Here is an 18,189-nt window from a genome sequence, read left to right as displayed (position 1 = left end):
TTGACAAGAAGACGAGATAGACATTAGATAAAGGAATGGAAAAACTCCCCGACTTAAAGCAACTATTGAACGAGGCAAAAGAAGCCTTGATAGTAGAGCTATGGCAAGAAATCCAAAAACTCAGCGCAACATTAGCCACCTACGAACCTTGCGCCAGAGCCATCTCTCAAAAAAACTAGCAAAAATTCCGAAGTATTGATAGAGAAGGAATATCTATTGCGCTCGCAAGCTATATTACTATTAGCCACATCTACGATTGCACAGCTATCAATCAGAGCATATTTACTTATGCAATTGTAACTATCCGTACAAATGCGATCGCTTTAGAGCGTAAATCAACACTATGATAAAAAGTTGTAGTTAGTAGATGATCGGTAAAATATATAAAAAATTCTCCCAGCTATCAGTAGGTTCTGTCGCTGGGAGAAATCGCTGGAAAGTCGGTTTGTTCAACTAACGCAGGTATCTCGATTAATTCAAATTCAAACCTTCGCTGCATTCGCCGTTATTCTTTAGGCACAGTAGGCTTTGGTTGCATGTCAAAAATAATCACAAATGTGCGCGTTTTCACTAATCGCTGCAAAACCCGTAGATGATCGTCTGCATCGTTTCTCTTACGAAATCGTGCCACAATAACACGCTGACAATTAGGAAGCAGGCTAATGATACACCACGGGTGCAATTTTTCAGAGTAGGTCATTTTAGTACCTCAGCAGTAAAAGTAACAGATTGTGCTCTTGTTTCATTGCTTGCCAAGACAGTAATTGAATAATCTTGTCAAAGACAGGTCACGGTGACATTGATATTTGACGAGGTTTGTGCTAAGACAAGCTCAAATTATTTTTTGATGCTGAAAAAGCTTGATGTATAGCAGCCAACAAAACTGTTAGAACAAGTCAGCAGTATATGATTGCGACAACGTATACAGTCGTTGCCCTAAACAGTCTTTCCGTTATACGCGCCGCTACTATTAATCCAGGCTATTCTCTTCGCAAGGCGGACACAGGAAAGCCACCAATGCCTCTGGGATTTCCTCAAAGTGTTCCAGCAGAAAATCCATTAAAGCCAAATGACGCAAATCGACAGCAGTAGGAAATCTGCGATTTTTCCCCTTTCTAAACCAACCCCGCACTGTAGAATCAGAACGAGAACAAATAAAAGCAATTTCCTCATAACTCACTCCCCACTTTGCATAAAACTGCCTCGGTGTCATTTGCAATTGGCATTCACTGTAAACTGCAATCAAATTGCGTTCTCTATCTGTCAAAGTCTGCTGCTTTTTTATCATCCTCAAACTTCTCCAAATCTTCCTCCCAGGCAGTATCAAACTGACACCACTTTGCACTCTTGGAATCAGGAGTAAGGCAAATGATGTAGCACCACATCCAACAACGCTGACGCTGTTCATAGTTGTAAAATTTGCCTATAACCATTCCTCTGTCACCTTCTTCACCAACATCAGTCCAGCGCACCATCTCGCCACACTCAAAGCGCGGGGGATGAATTTGGGCAAAATTTGCAGGCAACTCAGTTGAAGGTGGTATATCCTTCAACTGTTTTAGTGGCAGGCCCGAAATCAAATCTCGCTTTCCTTTTGAGATTGACATGAGTTCTCAACTGTGCATCTATTGCAACAGATTTGTTTTGATAGATTTTCCGACCAATTTCTTGATAAAGAAATTGCAGCGCGACATCTCCTTGAATCAATCAATTGGAATCTATATTTGACCGACTATTTTCAAATTCAAACTCTGACTAGGCTATGAATTTTTTGAGACTCCGCCTAATCGCGTTGACTCCTTTTTTGCCCGCTGCAATTAATTTCTAGACTGCTGTTTGTCCGAGAGAAGGTACTAAAACTTTGCTTAAATCGGCTGCGTTTGATCAACCAGAATCCCTTCTAGGATTTATTAGCAGGAGTATTGCCACTGCCAGCAGAGAAGTTGGCAGCGATCGCCCTCAACGGCAAGAGTTGCTACCATATCTAAACCGGGGACTAACTCAATCAAAGACCATCGGAAACTTCTTTTGGATTTTTCAGAAAGTTTAACAGTGCTGCTGGTTCTCCCGGCGCAATCGCAACATCAAATCCATCCAAAGGAATTGAAAGACCTTTACCTACCGCTTTGATGTAGGCTTCTTTGCGAGTCCAGCAGGTAAAAAAAGCTCTCAGTTGTTGATGTTCGGGGAGCGAGCGCAATACGGCGTTTTCAAAAGGCGAAAAAAAACTTTCGGCTATCTGCTGGTAGGGAAAATCTTTACGAATGCGTTCAATATCAATGCCAACTTCTCGATTTTGCTCCACAGCAATGAGAGCAATTCCGTGAGAGTGAGACAAATTGAAGCAAAGTTTATATTCGGATACTGCGGTAACTAAAGATGGTTTTCCGTAGGGGTTATAGCTAAAGCGCAGTTCGTTAGGATTTTTATTTAGATAGCAGCCCAAAATTTTTCTGAGAATACCGCGAGCTGCGATAAAATGCGCTCTGTCTTTCTGAAAGTAAAAACGCTCTGCTCTTTTAAGTTCGTCAGTAGAGAGACTCTCCTGCAAGCTTTGTAGGCAAGATGCTCTCATCTCCAGATCAACGCGCCAAACATGAACCTCATCGCTATTAAGTATTAGGTCTTTTGGGGGTATTTTCCACTCAATTATATTAGTATTCATCATTAGTCGTAAGCCGTGAAAAATTATTGATTTTGCTGCAATTTTTGACAAGTAGCTTGAAGCAAAAGCAACTGATATCTCTTAAAAAAAAAGTGATGGTATGGAAACATTTGCAGCGAACAAAAAGCGATTGTATGTTTGTTCCAACCTTCAATAATATCGGGACTCGTTTCGGGGTATTGCAAACCACCAATTACAGTAATCGGACATTCTAATGGCGCTTCGTTAGTATAAACATAGACTTCATCAATTGCTAAATCTGCCCGCACAATAGGAATCAGTAGTTGCATCATTTCGTAATTTTATAGAACTTCTTTAGGGATACCGTTGAGACGATGCAATTCATGCAACAATTCCGGTTCTGACAGAGCGTGCATTGGCTATGGATCGGGAATGTGAGGTGCAAGGCTAGCGGATGCGACTGCTAAAAATTGGTAACTCGCTAAGTAGGACTCAGATTTTCGCAAACAATTAGGCCTACCACCAGAGACCTCAATAACAAATAAGTATCAATTAGGAACAAATCTAGTGAAGAAATGGTAGTTGTAGTTGATAAATAACTACTTTTTGTTGCTATATTTGGGTAAATTAAGTAGTTAAATTAATTCCATATCACACTAAATATTAATTTTCATTAAATATGAATTTTGCAGGTATAAAATTATTAAAAATTTGGCGCTACATCTATTATCTTAGAGTGCTACCATTTTAGCGATGGAACTCCATCAACGCACTTGTTGCATAAATTGATGGATGGTCAACTGATTTCCAGCAACGCGCGATCGCCATCAACAATTCAGGAATATCCTCAGCAGAAATCTCCTTAATTGCATTCTCCACACCCGCTCCTTCCACCAGCTCCCCAGCTACCAGCGAACAAAAATGTTTGCGTGCTCCCGGAGCAATCTTCTGCATCGCCTGCAACAGGTTGTCGAGCATCTCGTCCGTTACACCCTTCTTGCCGTGCCTAAACTGCGACACAAGACTCTCGCTGACCCCAGCAACTCCAGCTAGGGCTTTGCCACTGATGTCATAACGTTTCAACGTATTGTGGAAGGCTTCATAAATCAGCATTAAGATTTGTCACCTTAATTCACTGTGGGTGAATCTAGATTTACTATTGGTAAATGATTGGGGTCAAAATGGAGGTTTTTGATGAAGACTGACCTGCATCCACAGCTGCATAAAGCTTTTTGGCTGGGGAGGCAAAATTGGATGCTATTTAACTTTAGCAAAATTAGGAGGTTTGCCAACACAGATTGCCAAATTTTTAGCAAAAACTTCTCGGTAACCCTCGCAGGGACTTGGAAGATGTCAAAACAGGCATCGCCTAATTCCTCTCATATCGCTTGGAGGTGCACCGATGAGCGACATTAATCAGGCTCCCCAGACGATCGCCCAGACAATCGACTGGCTCCACAATTGCTTGGGCAGACCTGCGCTGCCGGAATGTCCCAAGGAATGCGAAAGGGACTGCAACGTTCCCGGAGGCAAAGCGCCTGCTTGGATAAACCAGAAAGGAAAAGCAGTCAAAGTCAGTTGGAAACCCTATCAAAAGCAATTGCCAACTCAGGCAAACTTAGCGAAGTGGTTCGCCCACACCACTGGCATCGGCACTCTCGGCGGCGGACCTAATACACAGGGCCACTACATCGCCTTTGTCGATCTAGATCGTAAAGAAAAAGTCTTCTCCTCGTCACAAGCTTTTGAGGCGCGCCTTGAACAGTGGTTCAACGACTACCCCCTCCTGAATGTCGCCCCTCGATTTCGCACCCCTTCGGGCGGATACCGAGTCATCCTCGCCTTCACAGAAGAACCAGATTGGACAGCCTTCAGCCTAGATCGAGACAGGTCCCGAATGGGCGAACTGCTTGCCCGAAACGGCGGTCACACCCTGCTGCCCCCTACTGTCGGCGCGAACGGCATCCCATACCGCTGGGAGTATTTTGTTGCATATCCGCCTACAGTTGCCAAACCGGAAGATGTTGGTATTTACCCAACACGGCAACAGCACCCGTCTGTTCCTGCCAACACCTCGCCCCGTTCTGTAGGAAGTTACGTCCCCGGCGCAATTCGCCTAGAAGACCTCATCTCCCCCCGCACCCTTGAAATTCTGACAGGTGGTGCCAAAACAGGCGATCGCTCCGACGCCCTGACCGCTCTCGCCTCCGAATGTTACGGCTGGGAAGAGTTCTGCCACCGCTACAGTATCTCCTACTCCGGCACCACTGAAATCTTAGCCGAGTACGCCTGGGGGCAAATGGAAGACAGCAGCCGAGATCCCTACAAATGGCAGCGCATCCTCAAAACCATTAGCCCCTCCGCTTGCCAAACCGCCGCCGAATATCACAGCGGAGACTCTGAAAATTGCTGGAAAAAGATTTACCGGCTGGATCGAGAAACCTTCCAGGCTTCATGCCCCCCTCACATTAAAGACAGGATTTTAGGAGAATGGGGTATCGACAAGCGCCCCAGGGCATCACCGACCGCGAGCCAGCAGCAGCTCAATTCTCAAAAGTTACAAGCAGATGCGCCAGAGAGCATCCCGCCAAACAACGGTGAGGTTACAGATAATTTTTACCCGCCGGATTCTGACAGCAAACAGAAAGAAAACCTGCTCCTCAAATATATCGATCGGCTCCTGGAACGGGGCAACATTCCCCTGTCAGAAAGAAGATCCGAGTGCGCCCAAATCGCTCAAGCTTTGGAACTCGACCCCAAATACGTCGAACAAATCGTTTTAACCCGACTGCAAGAATGGCAGTTCGCAGAAGTCGAAAGCGAAAAAACCCTTATTGAAGATTTAGTTAGCAAGCGCAAGCAGAGTCTCGACTTGCACCAAATTTTACCGCCTGAAATTGCCTGCATCCTGGCACAAATCGCTGCTGCAATGCCCACCAGCGCCGAACACCTGATGACAGTAGGTTGGTCAACCTTCGGCTGCGCGATCGGCACGGCCGCTGAAATTGTTGCTTGGCCTGGATTCAGACAAAAGTCCTGCGTGCTGTGGACAATCAGCACCGCCCGGTCGGGGAAGCTTAAAAGTCAAACTCAAGAAGTTATGGTCAACCCCATCCGGCTCTTGCAGCAGGATGCCAACAGCGAATACTGCATTGCCCTCAAAAGCTACAAAGAAGCACAAAAAGCCACCCAGCAAAATCGAGACTCTGACAGCCCGCCAGAAGAACTCCCGCTCCCACCCGTTCCTCGCGAGTATTGGGTCGAACACATCACCGTAGAAGCCCTGATCCGCACCATCAACGAAAATCCGCGCGGCTTCCTCGTCCACCGCGACGAAATCGACGGCTTCTTCAAAGCCCTCAACAAATATCGGGCTGGCAAGGGGGACGACGAAGCCTTTTACCTCACCCTCAACAACGGCGGCGGTCCCAAAGTCATCCTCATTGACCGCGATCGTCGAGTCGAGGTGGAGAGGTCGTGCGTCCCCATCACCGGCACCATCCAGCGCAAGACGCTTGACGAAGAGATGACACCTCGCAAAATTTCCAGCGGCTGGATGGCCCGGTGGGTAATCTGCTTGGCCCAGATGCCCAAACGGCGGCGGACGCGACTGCCCTACCCCGACATTGACGCCTTTCTCAAAGACATCTACCACAAACTTTCCGTCCTCAAAATGCACTATCGTCCCGTTCAAAATGAGGAGACAGGCGAAGTGCTCAAAGATGAAACGAACCGCACTGTTTACCAGGGTTTTCCGATCACTTACCACCTCAGCGACTCCGCAGCAGACTACTACGAACAGCACTTTTTCAACCCGATGGTCGAGCGCGAAGAAGCTGAACTGAATGAAGGCTTCCAGCTAGCCATGTCCAAGTGGAGTGGGTACTGCCTGCGGATTGCCCTCATCCTGCATTGCTTGCACGAAATCTGCAAGTTGAAAAACCCGGACGGCACCCTCAAAACTTACTTGCAGTTGAAAGAAGAGTGGAAGCTCTCAGGCGGGGAACATTCCGAGAAGCCTTTTGAGATTGAAATTCCTACCTCGATTGGGGCCGAGATCATTCAAAAGGCGATCGCCACCAGCTACTTCTACATCAACCAGGCTGAAGTGCTTTACAAAGGGCAGCAGCAAGATGAGGACGATACAGTCCCGGTCATCCAGAAACTGATTCAGAAATCAGAAGAGTTGCGGGACACGGTTGCTGAAGGTTGGATCAGCACCCGTGAAGCATACCGCAACTGTCGCGAACTCGTTGCAGGAGCTAAACTGCGCCAGATGTCGAACACCGACTTTACGGCTGCGGTCTTCAACCAAATGGTTTCGATGAACCTCGGTGAAACGAAAAAGGTCGGCAAGTCTTTCAAGTGGCGCATTCTAAGATAATTGTTGCTCGGCCACGTTTTGGCGGTTATATCATTTCCGAAAAATCCTGCTACAAACACGAGCGTTGGGTTGATTCGCAAGTCAAAGCCAACAAAAAAGTTGCTACTGTTGCAGAATTTTTCGGAAATGGTATTAGTTGCAAGCCCGCAGAGCGATCGCGCGAACCGAGTTGCAAGTGCAGTCCAGGGTATTTGTGGCAACTTGCAAAAAATGCCGTCCTCCGACAGCAGCGATTCTTCCAAAGTCTTCCAGAGTAAGCGATTACGTTATCAATAATGACAGTTGTGACGATTCTCAACCGTCATTGACGATCGCGCTTCCCGCCTGGAGCGCTCTACACGGTGGGGCTGCTCGCACCGGAGTCAGAATCGTCAAAACCAGGTAGGGCATTCCTCAAACCGCATGATAGAAATCTGACCTTAGCGGGTATTTGCACTTCAATCGTCAAAACCAGGTAGCGCATCCCTCTTGCCTTATAGGTCGTGAACTCGATCGCGAGAATCGTCAACCAGACTTACGCAAAACCTCTATGTGTAAGGTGCGAAGTGATAGCGTAACGCATCAAACCACCACATTTTTTGTCGCGGGGTGAGTCGTGGTCAAAAATTTTGTAAAAAATCATTGGTGATTCTTAAAAGCTGAAACCTTTACAGAGAGAACAGTTCACTATAATCGTCTTGCACGTTGGGCGAAATTTGTAACTGTTGGCAGCCTGGGCTAAAGCTGAGCATTGAAACCTTCGTCTGTTGCCTCAAGAAAGAAGCTGTGTTGGGAGAAGAGCGGAAGAAACTAAATAAAGCCCAGTCGGTTGTGGGCGATCACAATTGTCACCGGATACCTAATTACCGCTAGTTTAAAAATTGCGTTGACGATTTGACGATAGTTTGAAACTCCCACAGAACAAGCTGTTCCCTCGTCAATAACAGCTTCGACGATTGAAAATCGTCATTGACGATTCCTCAGCACATCCCAAGAGATTTACGATCGCCCGCAGGTGAGCATACTGGTAACAGCGGCAACCTACAAACTGCTAGTTCGGCAAGCTGGACTCGTCAAGCAATCGTCAGAATCATAGAAAACTCCAAGTACACCAAATTTTGTGTTGACGATTTGACGATTCCCTATAACTGTTACCCCGTAAGCACTTCAGTCGTCAATAACAGCTTTGACGATTCTGAATCGTCATTGACGATTCACTGCTGACGTTACTCACGGTAATTACATCAAGCGCCATATAGCACCATATATGGTGTGGTGTCCTATTTTTGTGTTGACGATTTGACGATTCCCTATAACTGTTACCCCGTAAGCACTTCAATCGTCAGTAATAGCTTTGACGATTCTGAATCGTCATTGACGATTCATTGTTGACCTTACTCGCGGGACTTACAAAAAACGGTATATATAGTGTTTTAGTAAATTAAAGTCTACATTAAATAACTATATATAGAGTAACTGCGTAAGTCCTGCTCATTCGCTTACATCGAGTTCATGTGATAGTGGCAGTTCGCTTGTCCACCAGAGGTTGTCAAGCAATCGTCAGAATCGTCAAAAACTCGCAGTACATTCCCACAGCCCTTGCAGAGAAAGCGTTTATCGAGAATCGTCAAAAATAATGTCAATAATCGTCAATAAAAGCTAGAAGCTGAAAGCTTTATAAATAGAAGAGTTTAGGAGAATCGTCAAATCGTCAAAGAAAATTTCTTTTTTAGTCGCGCTCTGGTTCACGGCTTGACACTGAATCCCAACCCCTTTGTAGAAGCTGTGTTAGGAGAAAAGCGGAAAATACTGGGGTGCAAGTTGGTTGTGGACGATCGCGACGGACTATCCGGCATCTAATTTACTGCTAATTTAAAAATTGCATTGACGATTTGACGATAGTTTGAAACTCTTACACATCAAGCAGTTTCCCCGTCAATAGCAGCTTTGACGATTGAAAATCGTCATTGACGATTCCCCAGCCACATCCCAATAAATTCACGATCGCCCGCTCCCGCGATAACAAGGACAATCCGCTTCCCTGCCAGCTTGATAGGGCGATGGGCGTCAAGCAATCGTCAAAATCGTCAAAAATTTGCAGTATATCCCCAAAATCCATGCTGAAAAAGCGTTTGGGGAGAATCGTCAAAAACAATGTCAATAATCGTCAATGAAAGTTAGAAGCTGAAACCTTTACAAACAGGGAAGTTCAGGAGAATCGTCAAATCGTCAATAAATTTTAGTTATAAGTAGTGTTGAGACTCAAAATTGAAACTGAGTATTTTTACAGCCCAGCAAATTTTCTGCACGTATTCAAGTTGTCTTTCAAGGTTGAATCTTGTGCTATTTGCACCTCTCGATCGGGTAATCTGGTCTGGAAAGGCAAATTATCAGACCGGCTATGGACTTAGAACACGCTGCTAATTCCTTTGGAGAGATAGCTTCGACGCGCGACCTAGTGGCAGAGCTGTTAGCTGCCAAGCGCTCTGTCAACACTAGGCGTGCTTATGAGAAAGACTTATACGATTTCTTTGCGACAATGACGGGGCAGGAACCGCATCCGGCATTGGTGCGCGAGTTCCTACGGCTGAACCGCTTCGCCGCTGTCGCGGTGGTTCTCAAGTATAAAGCCAAACTAATCGACAAGGGACTCAAGGAAGCGACGATTAATCGGCGGCTGGCAGCTATCAAAAGTTTGGTGAATTTTGCTCGGAAGGTGGGCGAGTGCGAGTGGAGTTTGGTAGATGTTGAAGGAGAGAAGGTGGTTCCTTACCGGGATACTACAGGGTTTGGCCGAGTTGCTTCTGAGAATGTGGTGGCGATGCAGTCGGTGTTGTCCATTCCTGACCGGAGTACGCCCCAGGGAAAGCGCGACTATGCAGTTCTCCGGCTGCTGTGGGACAATGCGTTGCGCCGGGGGGAAATCGGCGGAGCCAATATAGGCGACTTTGACCCGCTAGCCCGAACTTTGAATATTTACGGCAAAGGTAGGGGAACTCAAGCGCAGCTAATTGACTTGCACGGCGCGACGGCAGATGCGATTTCTGATTGGCTGAGCGTGCGGGGAGCTGCAATGCCCCAAGAGCCTTTATTTATCGCTTTGACAAAGCGGGAATACGGATTGAGGTTGAGCGGGTATGCTATTTACAAGCTTGTTTTCTCAACTTGCTCCGCTGCGGGAATTCCTAAAAGAATCAGCCCGCACAGAATACGCCACGCTGCAATTACGACGCTGTTAGATGCAAGCAACGGCAATACGCGAATGGCGCAGAAGTTGAGCCGCCATACGAGCTCGAACGTCCTTAATTGCTACGATGATAATCGGCAGAGTTTGCAGCGGGAAGCGTCGGGGCTGCTGGCTAGTTTAGTGCGCTAAGTTTAGATTTGTATGTTCGGATTGTTAAATAGGGAACTGTTTCTATTTCAGGCAATCCCATCAAGAAAAAGGACGGGGTTTCTATCCAAGTTTCTGATGAAAGGCGATCGCCCCAAAATCGATCGAGCCTCCACGTGTTGAATGCTGCTGGCGTTTTGCGCTCAACCCACTGCGAACTCAGTAAATTTTAGGCAATCCCCATCCCGATCGACCCAGTTTTGGCACGCTCGCCACTGGCGAGCGTTGCCGAAGCTTTATTGCAACTGCACTCTGGCCGAACCGACTCCGGCTGTATTGTTCTCGGGCAATTTCCAGTATGAAATTGCGGGGGAATTAGAAGGGGAAAAGCTGCATCATTTGTACGAGCTTCTGGAAAACTGGCAGCCCGATTTAGAGGCTTACCGGGAAATTGTCATCAAGCGGTTTTTGGGACAAGAAACCGAAGAGTTGCCGGCTGCCGCGTAAAGAACGAGAGGAAATAAGTTTATATTGTCTGAGGCTGTTTGAGAAGCTTAATATCAGGAATAGCCAATCGGGCCTAACATTTATGATGCTTTAGCTGTCAGGTTAATTTTTTCCTTTCGCCACTTCCGGGCGCTTTGTTTGACAGCTTCTATTTCCTCAAAATCTACTCGAATCGCGGCGATTTCAAATTCTATGCCTAAAACCGTACTAACTTCGAGGATTTCTACAAAACTGGCGCATTGATAATCTGTATCTTCATACTGCCTAACTCGCTGTTCTTCAATTCCTAGTATTTGAGCCAGTTCTTGTTGGCTGATTTGGGCTGCTATTCTCGCTTTAATTAAAGCATCTGGCAGCTTATTTATGCTGTCAATTTTAATGAAAATCGGCTGATTTCTCTCGCACTTAATTAGTGTTTCGTATTCAGCAATCTCTGCTTGTAAAGCCGTCAAATGAGATTGTTTGACATCGCGAGAAAGTTGCCAACCATCAGGGTCTTTTTTCTTCAGTTCTTCATCTCGTTCTAACGCCTTAAGAGAATCTTCAAATCTGCGGGCGCATTCTTGGCTGGATTCATACTCTTTTTCGTTTTTAATCATGGTTCCCACCTTAATATATCTATGGCTATAATCCCTTTAGGGTTTAACTCTCTGTCGCGCAGAAAGAATTCTAAAGAAGTTAATCCGCTATCTCCTACAGGTTGGTCCGAACGAAAGATTTCACCTTTATATTTGGATTTCTGCGCGCTGCGGTCTAAATTATTTAGCAATCTCGGGGCATTTTTTCTCAGATAATCGTAATCCACATCTTCCGGTTCCCAACACGCATCAAAATCACCTGGTTTTGGCTTGCTACTAACAAAACTACCGTTAATATAAATAGTTCTACAGCCTGCTGCTTTTAATTGGGCGAGTGCCAACTCCAAACCATCTATCATTCGCTGCCTCGTAGAATTAGTACCAAATCTATTTTTAAACTCCTCCCATTCGCACCAATGCACTCCCGGTGGCAAGTTGCCGTTCTCATCAAATTTAGGAATCATGCCCTCACACCTTTACACCTTAACACAATTTTACTGTCAGTTTTTAATGACTGTTGGTTTGCTCAGCATACCTGAATGTTTGGGAAAAAGCGATCGCGATTTGTCATAATTAATAAGTTGTAACAGGAACGCTCGATCGGACAAAAGTCGCTACGCTAGCACAGCCTGCAACAGTTTTCAAACGCATGAGGTACGATCGGTAAAGTACCAAGTGTATTTTGAGCGCTCGCGCGACGAAAACAACGAACCATTGTGCGAGATCGCACAAATTCAATTGCTTGTAGAAAAAGTCGCGATCGCAATTTGCATTCTCATCTAGCTGTTGTTTGATTCAAGCACGCGCGGCGCAGCTATCCCGAGCGTAACTCGCCAACTTTTACCAATACTTATCCTACCTCAACTTGAGAAGCATTTCGCTCTAAATACTCCCGATACTCGGCTTCATTACCCCCAAAAGAATCGACAGTAACTTGACCTTTAGCCAACGGTTCTAAAACCGATTCGAGCGGCACCCACTTGCAATAACAAATTACAATAATATCGAAATACGCGATCGGATCGAAATATGCGATCGCACCGCCACTCAATCCTGGACTGTCAATACGGGGTAAAGTCGGGATACGATCTTGCACAAGACAATACATGAAGTTTTGCAACAACAAGCGATCGCACAAATCGCGGTACATTTAATTTACATTGCCTCAAAGCCATACAGTTCAGGGAACTTCCCACTACAAAAGGCTAAAAACGCTCCGCTCCGCGTTTTTGTCCCCAGTAAAAAAGGGATAAATGTTCTTGATGGAGATTGTGCTTTCAAAAATGGAACGTGAATCTGCTACATAAGATTGACATAAAGCGGACAAGAATGACATCTCGGACACTTAAAACTTACTTCCTGCTTCTACGTAGGGAGTCGGCTCCTTCTACTCTACAGGCGTGAATTCAGGATTAGCCATCCTTACTCTATCTCGTGAGACCGATGCTAAATTAATCGCGGCATTCAAATCTCGATGACAACTGTTGCCACAAGCCTCACAAACAAACAATCGGTCGGAGAGTGGCATCGGTTGAACGTTACCGCACTTTGAGCAAGTTTTAGATGAGGGATACCATCGATCTACCACTTCGACAACAGTGCCGTAGATGGGAGATTTATAAGTTAGTTCTCGTCGAAATTCATAAAACCCTGAATCTAAAATTGCAGCCGCCAGTTTGTGATTTGCTGCCAGACCAGAAATATTTAAATCTTCGATGCGGATGCGAGCGTACTTTTGGCTAATTTCTGTAGTTGTTTTCTGCAAGAAATCCCGCCGTATATTGGCAATATCGGCGTGTTTTTTAGCCAGTTGTCGAGCGAATTTCCGAGCGTTTTTCGATGCTTTGATGCCAAGTTTTCGATTGCCTAATTGCTTGTTTCGATTGCGGTACTGTAGTTTCCCTAGCTTGATTTTCGCATTTTTTAGGGAATCTGGCAGTTGGTATACCGTACCGTCACTCAAGGTGGCAAAGGTGGATACTCCTAAATCTATGCCTGTCGCTTCCGATACTTCACGATATAAAGGGGGGATTTTGTCAGCTTTTATGGTAAAACTGACGTACCATTTGTCCGCAGTACGGCTGATGGTAAATGTTTGAGAGCAACAGTTGTACCCGATAGCTTCTTTCAGGCGAAACGTTCCCAGTGTAGGAATTTTTATCCGATTGCCAGCCATCTGAAATACTGGTCCATTGCTGCTGTCTACTGTAAACGAATCCCCGGATTTCTTGCGTTTGAAATTAGGAAACCCGCTTAACCCTTTAAAAAAGCGTTCGAGGGAGTTATTGAAGGCCCGGAAAGCATTTTGATAAACGCGGGATGATAAAGTGTTAGTCCATTGATATTCTGGTTGTTTTTTGATGAAATTGGTAAAGGTTTTTTTTATTTCGGCAATCTTTCGGGTGCGGCTGACTTTAATGTCCATCACGCCCACGTACAGGGTACGAGCTAGGTTGTAGCAAAACCGAGCGTAACCAGCGTGTCGCGCCATGAGGGTACGTTCAGCATTGTTGAGTTTGAGTTCTAGCTTCAGGGCGTACATAGCCAGGGAGCAAGTCAGGAGTGCCAACATTGATACTTATTTTACCAGTTACAGACAGCGATTGCGACAAGAACACCGTGTTTTTAGGACCTGATGTCTTTAATGTCAGGAAAAGTCTATGAAACTGCCGTTTAGTATCATCTCAACCAATGGACGATCGGCCCAAGCATGAACGATCGAACCAATTACCCGCAGCCAATTGCGGGCCGCTCACCTGAGATTGCGATCGAAGAACAGTTTTTTTACGGATAATCTCTGCAATATCATCCATAATCTCTGCAAGCTCCGTCTCATCCATTCCCAAAAAAACCGGAACTCGATCGCCAAGAAACAAACTGAACAAATATCGCTGCGGCTCCAGAGGAAGCGAACTAATCATTGCCTCAAGACTGTCGCTATAAACCCGCTGCTTCCCTTTTCTAAACTGCGAAATCATTTGCTGGCTTACGCCTGACTGCTCCGACAACCATTTAGCAGTGATCCCGTAGTATTCAAGGGTTTTGTCGAGAGCTTCATAAAACTTCATTTTTATTAAGCCATAACTGAAACTATATCATATAATTAAGTAATTACTTAATTATTGTTGCCTACTCAGACAAGCTCAATATAGCACAAACATTATGTCTGAAGAAAAAAGCTGGCGATCGACCGGAGCGGGGAAAAACCTGAAGACTTGCAGCTCTTGATGCAGGAGTTTAATAAATGAAAGCAATTAATAAAGCTAAAACCAGATCGAAAGCCAAGTTTCAACCACAGCCTCCGGCAGAACAACCGGTCGATTGCCCTCAACATGAAAGCGACGCTCAACAAGCGATCGACTGTGCGGCACCTTTGACAACTGACTCAATTGCTGAGTTGCTGCCGTCAGTCCCAGCAGGGTTTAATATCTCGCAAGCCTTACCGGAGTTCGATCTAGAAAGCTTTGACAAACAAGAATTGCTAAGCCGAATTGCGTCGGAGCACAGACTAATAGAGCGCATCGAGCGAAAGGAACTAGAGCTAGCTTTTGCAAAGTTGAACTGCGCTCGCAATGCGGGTTTGCTGCTGCAAGAATTTAAGCGACGGTGCAATTATGGAGAATTCCTGAGCTGCTTGGAGTCGGCGGGAATTCGCCCGCGAACCGCACAGGACTACATGGCGATTTCAAAATATTGGAACCTTATCGAAGCAAAAGCGCGGAGCTCCGCGTTTTTGAAAGATTGCGAAACACTCAGCATCAATTGGGCGCTCGCTGCTGTTCGAGATGAAAAAAAATCTTTAAAGAAACCTTTGAAGTCGGCAGCAGCAGCCAGCAACCCAGACAGCGGTCGAACGTCGAGCGCGCCAGAGCAACCTATTTTGGATTTAGCGATCGGATCGCCGCCCGTTGAAACAGTACAACTGGTCCAAGGGGATTTAGTTCAAATTGGCAACAGCAACGCCCTCTATGGCGGAAATACGGGCACTGTCAGAGGTTTTGCCAACGGTGGGCGATCTGTTATAGTTCGCCTTGACGGAGGTTCGGTTCCCTCTGAAATATTTAATCTCTCTGACTTGGTTCCGCTCCCGATCCATAAAGTTGTTGCACCTACTGCACCTGCTACAATCGCTAGCGTCACGCAAGAGCAAAATGCAATGGCAGCAAGTATCGGACTAAGCAACGGTAAAACAGTATTGCCCGACTTTGGCAACAGCGATCGAATTCGGATGGAACGATCTGACCCATTCACTGTAGACGATCGACCTTTTGCAACCGCGATCGAAATTGAAGGAAACGGCGAAGCCGCACGCTGGTACGAAGAAACAGCAATCGGCGTTATCAGCAGTTCCGAAGGTTTCGACACCAATCAAGCTGCACGAATGGTCTGCGAACTTTTAAAAGTTGACTTTAATCGAAGAACAAAGGCTACTTTAGAGCTTTTTTCTTATTCACAATTAAAACAACTACTGCAATTGTGCGAGGCAGAATTAGACAACTGCAAACAAAGAGCGAGCGCTCTCGCCGATCGCTAATGACTATCTCTCGACTTTTTGGGCTTTAAGTTCTGAATTGTTAATATTTTTTAGAGAATATTGACCGCCAAATAAAACCACGGTTGCGGCGTGGTTTGCTTGCGGTTGCGCGCGGGCGATCGCAGATTAAAGCTGCCGCGATCGACCGCGGCAGCCCCAAAAAAATTTCGACCCTCAGTCGGCTAATTTACTGCCTGCAATAGACGAGCGCTCCAAATCGCTCTCTCGATCTCAACAAAATTGAATAGTGCTGGTCTTGGCTAAAAAGTCGCACCCGCAAACAACTCGATCGATTTAATTGTTTGCATTCTGGCGATTGAGGATGTCTTGCGTCTTGCGTCCGCCGCCGACGAAAGCGGTTGCTATAATTTGGTGAATTTAGGTGGCTTTACTTTAAAATCCGCCTCAATTTTCCAATCCCTCACCCACCAAAGCTTCCAGTTCAGCTAACAGCTTCTCTAGTTTCTTCTGCTTTTTGGGGTCATCCCAAACCTTAGACTTTTTTACTCGCTGCAAAGCTGCATCTACGCGACTTTTAAGCGAGCGATTCGGTGCAGTCGCCTCCCCTGTATTTTGGGCTTTTAAATCGGCAATGCGATGTTTGATTTGGGTCAGAGAGAGGTCGAGAGCGATCGCCTCTTCTAACAATTGGGAGCGCTCTGAGCTATCCTTAACTCGGGCGATCGCTCTGGCTTTAGTATACTCAATCCGTCCTTTCCGCAGCGCTCCAATCACATCATCTGGCAGGTTCAGCAAGGGGAGGCGATTGGTTCGGAAACTCTCTGGAGTGTACTTCCCGACGAGTACAAATATATCGCTTACTATTTGCCACTGGGAGCTGTGGATAACGTTATCCACACCTGCGCGTTCTGGGTGCGCGGCCGCTCCGAGCAAAGCAATAACTGACGAGGAGGTAGAGTTTAATTTCATTGCCAGCAATTGCAAAATCCCCTCGGTTTCCTCAATCGCATTCAAATCTTCCCGCTGCAAGTTCTCCAGCAGTGCAATTTGCAGAGCCTCTGTGTCTGTCAGTTCCCGAATCACAACAGGAATCTCAGTCAAGCCTAACGATGACGCGGCTCGATAGCGCCGTTCTCCCGCTACCAATTCGTACTTGTTGCCATCTATGGGGCGTACCAGGAGCGGTTGCAGAATCCCTAGCTGCTTGACTGACTCCACCAGTTCTTGCATAGCTGTCGGCTCGAAATAGCGGCGTGGCTGCTGCTGGGGCAAGACAATTTTGTGTATTGAGACAAGTTCGGATGCGGCATCTGCGCTGTCGCTGGTTCCTAATAGAGCCTCAACTCCTTTGATTTGATAAGGCTGACTGTCGCGCTTTTGATTCATGCCAGAGCTAAGAGTCCTTGTGCAATAGTATCGAGTACGGCGACGGCTGGATGTTTTGGATTGTACACGGCCAGAGGTACGTGTTGCTGTGACGCATCGGCAAAAGCCACAGTCCGAGGGACAGGGGGGTAAATCGCACCAATCTTCTCCAGAGAAGTAGTAATTGACTGCAAACTTTGAAAAGCCTGTACAGTACGGGTATCGTACAGCGTCGGAATCACTCCAGCAATCTGCAATGAACGATTGGCGCGTTTTCTGACGCGAGCAATGGTTTGCAACAGCAATTCTGTTCCTTTGAGAGCTTTATATTCAGTCTGAATTGGAATTAAGACGTGAGTGGAGGCAACTAGACTGATATAGGATAGGATGCCGAGCGAGGGAGGGCAGTCTATCAATATGAAGTCATAGTTCGAGCTAAGGGGGTCAATGACTTCTTTTAGCCGACTATCTCTCATGTCAGCCACCACCAGTTCCAGCTCTGCTCCGCTCAAATTAATATTAGAAGGGAGCAAGTCCATGTTGTGAAGGTTTTTGCGGAGCGCCGTGTCAGAACCGTTCATAATGGACTCGTAGACAGTCTCCTGTAACTCAGATGGCTCCAAGCCCATGAAGGTGGTAAGTGAGGCTTGGGGGTCCATATCTACTAACAAGACTTTTTGCGAACGCTTGGCTAAATGGTAGCCTAAATTCATTGTCAAACTGGTTTTGGAGACACCGCCTGACTGGTTGAACAGCGCAATAATTTTGCTCATCTATTTTTAAGCACGCTCACTCAACGTGTTGATTAAACAATATTAGTGGACTGCGGCTTATTGTAGACTAATCCTGGAAAGAACTTTGAGAACCGCGTCTGATAACTAACTGCGATCGCAGTTAGCACTGAGCAGAGATGTTCAGCGC

At 46.1% G+C, this 18,189-nt stretch carries 20 protein-coding genes; 7 read left to right on the top strand and 13 right to left on the bottom strand.

Annotation, left to right across the window (positions count from 1 at the left end; translation table 11 throughout):
• Nucleotides 1–35: 35 nt before the first annotated feature.
• The gene (locus tag QUA13_RS01035; protein ID WP_333195947.1) at nucleotides 36–179 is read left to right on the top strand and encodes a hypothetical protein; all 144 of its coding nucleotides are present in this window, start codon (nucleotides 36–38) and stop codon (nucleotides 177–179) included.
• A gap of 791 nt (nucleotides 180–970) precedes the next feature.
• Here the strand turns inward: QUA13_RS01035 and QUA13_RS01030 are convergent.
• The 5 genes from QUA13_RS01030 to QUA13_RS01010 all read right to left on the bottom strand — a co-directional run bounded on the left by QUA13_RS01030 (nucleotide 971) and on the right by QUA13_RS01010 (nucleotide 3,739).
• Nucleotides 971–1,288, bottom strand: a complete 318-nt coding sequence (locus tag QUA13_RS01030) for a helix-turn-helix domain-containing protein (RefSeq protein ID WP_333195944.1) — start codon at nucleotides 1,286–1,288, stop codon at nucleotides 971–973.
• On the bottom strand, nucleotides 1,257–1,607 hold the full coding sequence (locus tag QUA13_RS01025) for a hypothetical protein (RefSeq protein WP_333195943.1): 351 nt from the start codon (nucleotides 1,605–1,607) through the stop codon (nucleotides 1,257–1,259). The genes QUA13_RS01030 and QUA13_RS01025 overlap by 32 nt, the downstream gene beginning before the upstream one ends.
• A 398-nt stretch (nucleotides 1,608–2,005) precedes the next feature.
• Complete coding sequence (locus QUA13_RS01020) at nucleotides 2,006–2,668, bottom strand: 4'-phosphopantetheinyl transferase superfamily protein (protein WP_333195942.1); 663 nt, start codon at nucleotides 2,666–2,668, stop codon at nucleotides 2,006–2,008.
• A gap of 20 nt (nucleotides 2,669–2,688) precedes the next feature.
• Entirely contained in the window at nucleotides 2,689–2,958 is a 270-nt protein-coding gene (locus QUA13_RS01015) for a hypothetical protein (protein WP_333195940.1), read from the bottom strand.
• Between the two features lie 415 nt (nucleotides 2,959–3,373).
• Nucleotides 3,374–3,739: a helix-turn-helix domain-containing protein gene (locus QUA13_RS01010; RefSeq protein WP_194060227.1), complete on the bottom strand. Its 366-nt coding sequence runs from the start codon at nucleotides 3,737–3,739 to the stop codon at nucleotides 3,374–3,376.
• A gap of 289 nt (nucleotides 3,740–4,028) precedes the next feature.
• On the opposite strand from QUA13_RS01010, the gene QUA13_RS01005 reads away from it, so the two are divergent.
• The 3 genes from QUA13_RS01005 to QUA13_RS00995 all read left to right on the top strand — a co-directional run bounded on the left by QUA13_RS01005 (nucleotide 4,029) and on the right by QUA13_RS00995 (nucleotide 8,213).
• Entirely contained in the window at nucleotides 4,029–7,010 is a 2,982-nt protein-coding gene (locus QUA13_RS01005; RefSeq protein ID WP_333195938.1) for a DUF3987 domain-containing protein, read from the top strand.
• Complete coding sequence (locus tag QUA13_RS01000; RefSeq protein WP_333195936.1) at nucleotides 6,992–7,267, top strand: hypothetical protein; 276 nt, start codon at nucleotides 6,992–6,994, stop codon at nucleotides 7,265–7,267. The genes QUA13_RS01005 and QUA13_RS01000 overlap by 19 nt, the downstream gene beginning before the upstream one ends.
• A 691-nt stretch (nucleotides 7,268–7,958) precedes the next feature.
• Complete coding sequence (locus QUA13_RS00995) at nucleotides 7,959–8,213, top strand: hypothetical protein (protein WP_333195934.1); 255 nt, start codon at nucleotides 7,959–7,961, stop codon at nucleotides 8,211–8,213.
• Nucleotides 8,214–8,901: 688 nt separating this feature from the next.
• Here QUA13_RS00995 and QUA13_RS00990 read toward each other — a convergent pair.
• Nucleotides 8,902–9,138, bottom strand: coding sequence for a hypothetical protein (locus tag QUA13_RS00990; RefSeq protein ID WP_333136127.1), 237 nt, complete (start codon nucleotides 9,136–9,138; stop codon nucleotides 8,902–8,904).
• 252 nt (nucleotides 9,139–9,390) lie between these two features.
• On the opposite strand from QUA13_RS00990, the gene QUA13_RS00985 reads away from it, so the two are divergent.
• Entirely contained in the window at nucleotides 9,391–10,365 is a 975-nt protein-coding gene (locus QUA13_RS00985; RefSeq protein ID WP_333195931.1) for a tyrosine-type recombinase/integrase, read from the top strand.
• A 141-nt stretch (nucleotides 10,366–10,506) separates the two neighbouring features.
• Nucleotides 10,507–10,830: a hypothetical protein gene (locus QUA13_RS00980; protein WP_333195930.1), complete on the top strand. Its 324-nt coding sequence runs from the start codon at nucleotides 10,507–10,509 to the stop codon at nucleotides 10,828–10,830.
• 80 nt (nucleotides 10,831–10,910) lie between these two features.
• Here the strand turns inward: QUA13_RS00980 and QUA13_RS00975 are convergent, their stop codons facing one another.
• From QUA13_RS00975 to QUA13_RS00955, 5 genes are all read right to left on the bottom strand, one after another.
• Nucleotides 10,911–11,429: a DNA-binding protein gene (locus QUA13_RS00975; RefSeq protein ID WP_333195928.1), complete on the bottom strand. Its 519-nt coding sequence runs from the start codon at nucleotides 11,427–11,429 to the stop codon at nucleotides 10,911–10,913.
• Nucleotides 11,426–11,872 (bottom strand): DUF6932 family protein, encoded by a 447-nt coding sequence (locus tag QUA13_RS00970; RefSeq protein ID WP_015211867.1) that lies wholly within the window; start codon nucleotides 11,870–11,872, stop codon nucleotides 11,426–11,428. Before QUA13_RS00970 ends, QUA13_RS00975 begins: the two co-directional genes overlap by 4 nt.
• Before the next feature lie 386 nt (nucleotides 11,873–12,258).
• Nucleotides 12,259–12,558, bottom strand: coding sequence for a hypothetical protein (locus tag QUA13_RS00965; protein WP_333195925.1), 300 nt, complete (start codon nucleotides 12,556–12,558; stop codon nucleotides 12,259–12,261).
• A 237-nt stretch (nucleotides 12,559–12,795) separates the two neighbouring features.
• A complete protein-coding gene (locus QUA13_RS00960; protein WP_333195923.1) occupies nucleotides 12,796–13,980 on the bottom strand; it encodes a transposase in 1,185 nt (394 codons plus the stop codon).
• A gap of 112 nt (nucleotides 13,981–14,092) precedes the next feature.
• Complete coding sequence (locus QUA13_RS00955) at nucleotides 14,093–14,476, bottom strand: hypothetical protein (RefSeq protein ID WP_333195921.1); 384 nt, start codon at nucleotides 14,474–14,476, stop codon at nucleotides 14,093–14,095.
• A 176-nt stretch (nucleotides 14,477–14,652) separates the two neighbouring features.
• Between QUA13_RS00955 and QUA13_RS00950 the strand changes: the two genes are divergently transcribed.
• Nucleotides 14,653–15,942 carry a hypothetical protein gene (locus QUA13_RS00950; RefSeq protein WP_333195918.1) on the top strand — a complete coding sequence of 430 codons (1,290 nt, stop codon included), beginning with the start codon at nucleotides 14,653–14,655 and terminating at the stop codon, nucleotides 15,940–15,942.
• Nucleotides 15,943–16,347: 405 nt separating this feature from the next.
• Here the strand turns inward: QUA13_RS00950 and QUA13_RS00945 are convergent, their stop codons facing one another.
• Together QUA13_RS00945 and QUA13_RS00940 are read right to left on the bottom strand one after the other, a co-directional pair.
• Nucleotides 16,348–17,289: a ParB/RepB/Spo0J family partition protein gene (locus QUA13_RS00945; protein WP_333195915.1), complete on the bottom strand. Its 942-nt coding sequence runs from the start codon at nucleotides 17,287–17,289 to the stop codon at nucleotides 16,348–16,350.
• A complete protein-coding gene (locus tag QUA13_RS00940) occupies nucleotides 17,286–18,041 on the bottom strand; it encodes an AAA family ATPase (protein WP_333195914.1) in 756 nt (251 codons plus the stop codon). The genes QUA13_RS00945 and QUA13_RS00940 overlap by 4 nt, the downstream gene beginning before the upstream one ends.
• Between the last annotated feature and the right edge of the window lie 148 nt (nucleotides 18,042–18,189).

This window comes from Microcoleus sp. S28C3 (genome assembly GCF_036700785.1).
Taxonomy (GTDB): Bacteria; Cyanobacteriota; Cyanobacteriia; order Cyanobacteriales; family Microcoleaceae; genus Microcoleus; species Microcoleus asticus.
This window is presented reverse-complemented; position numbering and strand designations above follow the sequence as displayed.

What these genes read in the sequence shown, in the direction of transcription:
- QUA13_RS01035 (WP_333195947.1), top strand. Translation starts at nt 36, where the DNA reads ATGGAAAAACTCCCCGACTTAAAGCAACTATTGAACGAGGCAAAAGAA.
- QUA13_RS01030 (WP_333195944.1), bottom strand. Translation starts at nt 1,288, where the DNA reads ATGATAAAAAAGCAGCAGACTTTGACAGATAGAGAACGCAATTTGATT.
- QUA13_RS01025 (WP_333195943.1), bottom strand. Translation starts at nt 1,607, where the DNA reads ATGTCAATCTCAAAAGGAAAGCGAGATTTGATTTCGGGCCTGCCACTA.
- QUA13_RS01020 (WP_333195942.1), bottom strand. Translation starts at nt 2,668, where the DNA reads ATGATGAATACTAATATAATTGAGTGGAAAATACCCCCAAAAGACCTA.
- QUA13_RS01015 (WP_333195940.1), bottom strand. Translation starts at nt 2,958, where the DNA reads ATGATGCAACTACTGATTCCTATTGTGCGGGCAGATTTAGCAATTGAT.
- QUA13_RS01010 (WP_194060227.1), bottom strand. Translation starts at nt 3,739, where the DNA reads ATGCTGATTTATGAAGCCTTCCACAATACGTTGAAACGTTATGACATC.
- QUA13_RS01005 (WP_333195938.1), top strand. Translation starts at nt 4,029, where the DNA reads ATGAGCGACATTAATCAGGCTCCCCAGACGATCGCCCAGACAATCGAC.
- QUA13_RS00985 (WP_333195931.1), top strand. Translation starts at nt 9,391, where the DNA reads ATGGACTTAGAACACGCTGCTAATTCCTTTGGAGAGATAGCTTCGACG.
- QUA13_RS00980 (WP_333195930.1), top strand. Translation starts at nt 10,507, where the DNA reads ATGCTGCTGGCGTTTTGCGCTCAACCCACTGCGAACTCAGTAAATTTT.
- QUA13_RS00975 (WP_333195928.1), bottom strand. Translation starts at nt 11,429, where the DNA reads ATGATTAAAAACGAAAAAGAGTATGAATCCAGCCAAGAATGCGCCCGC.
- QUA13_RS00970 (WP_015211867.1), bottom strand. Translation starts at nt 11,872, where the DNA reads ATGATTCCTAAATTTGATGAGAACGGCAACTTGCCACCGGGAGTGCAT.
- QUA13_RS00965 (WP_333195925.1), bottom strand. Translation starts at nt 12,558, where the DNA reads ATGTACCGCGATTTGTGCGATCGCTTGTTGTTGCAAAACTTCATGTAT.
- QUA13_RS00960 (WP_333195923.1), bottom strand. Translation starts at nt 13,980, where the DNA reads ATGTTGGCACTCCTGACTTGCTCCCTGGCTATGTACGCCCTGAAGCTA.
- QUA13_RS00955 (WP_333195921.1), bottom strand. Translation starts at nt 14,476, where the DNA reads ATGAAGTTTTATGAAGCTCTCGACAAAACCCTTGAATACTACGGGATC.
- QUA13_RS00950 (WP_333195918.1), top strand. Translation starts at nt 14,653, where the DNA reads ATGAAAGCAATTAATAAAGCTAAAACCAGATCGAAAGCCAAGTTTCAA.
- QUA13_RS00945 (WP_333195915.1), bottom strand. Translation starts at nt 17,289, where the DNA reads ATGAATCAAAAGCGCGACAGTCAGCCTTATCAAATCAAAGGAGTTGAG.
- QUA13_RS00940 (WP_333195914.1), bottom strand. Translation starts at nt 18,041, where the DNA reads ATGAGCAAAATTATTGCGCTGTTCAACCAGTCAGGCGGTGTCTCCAAA.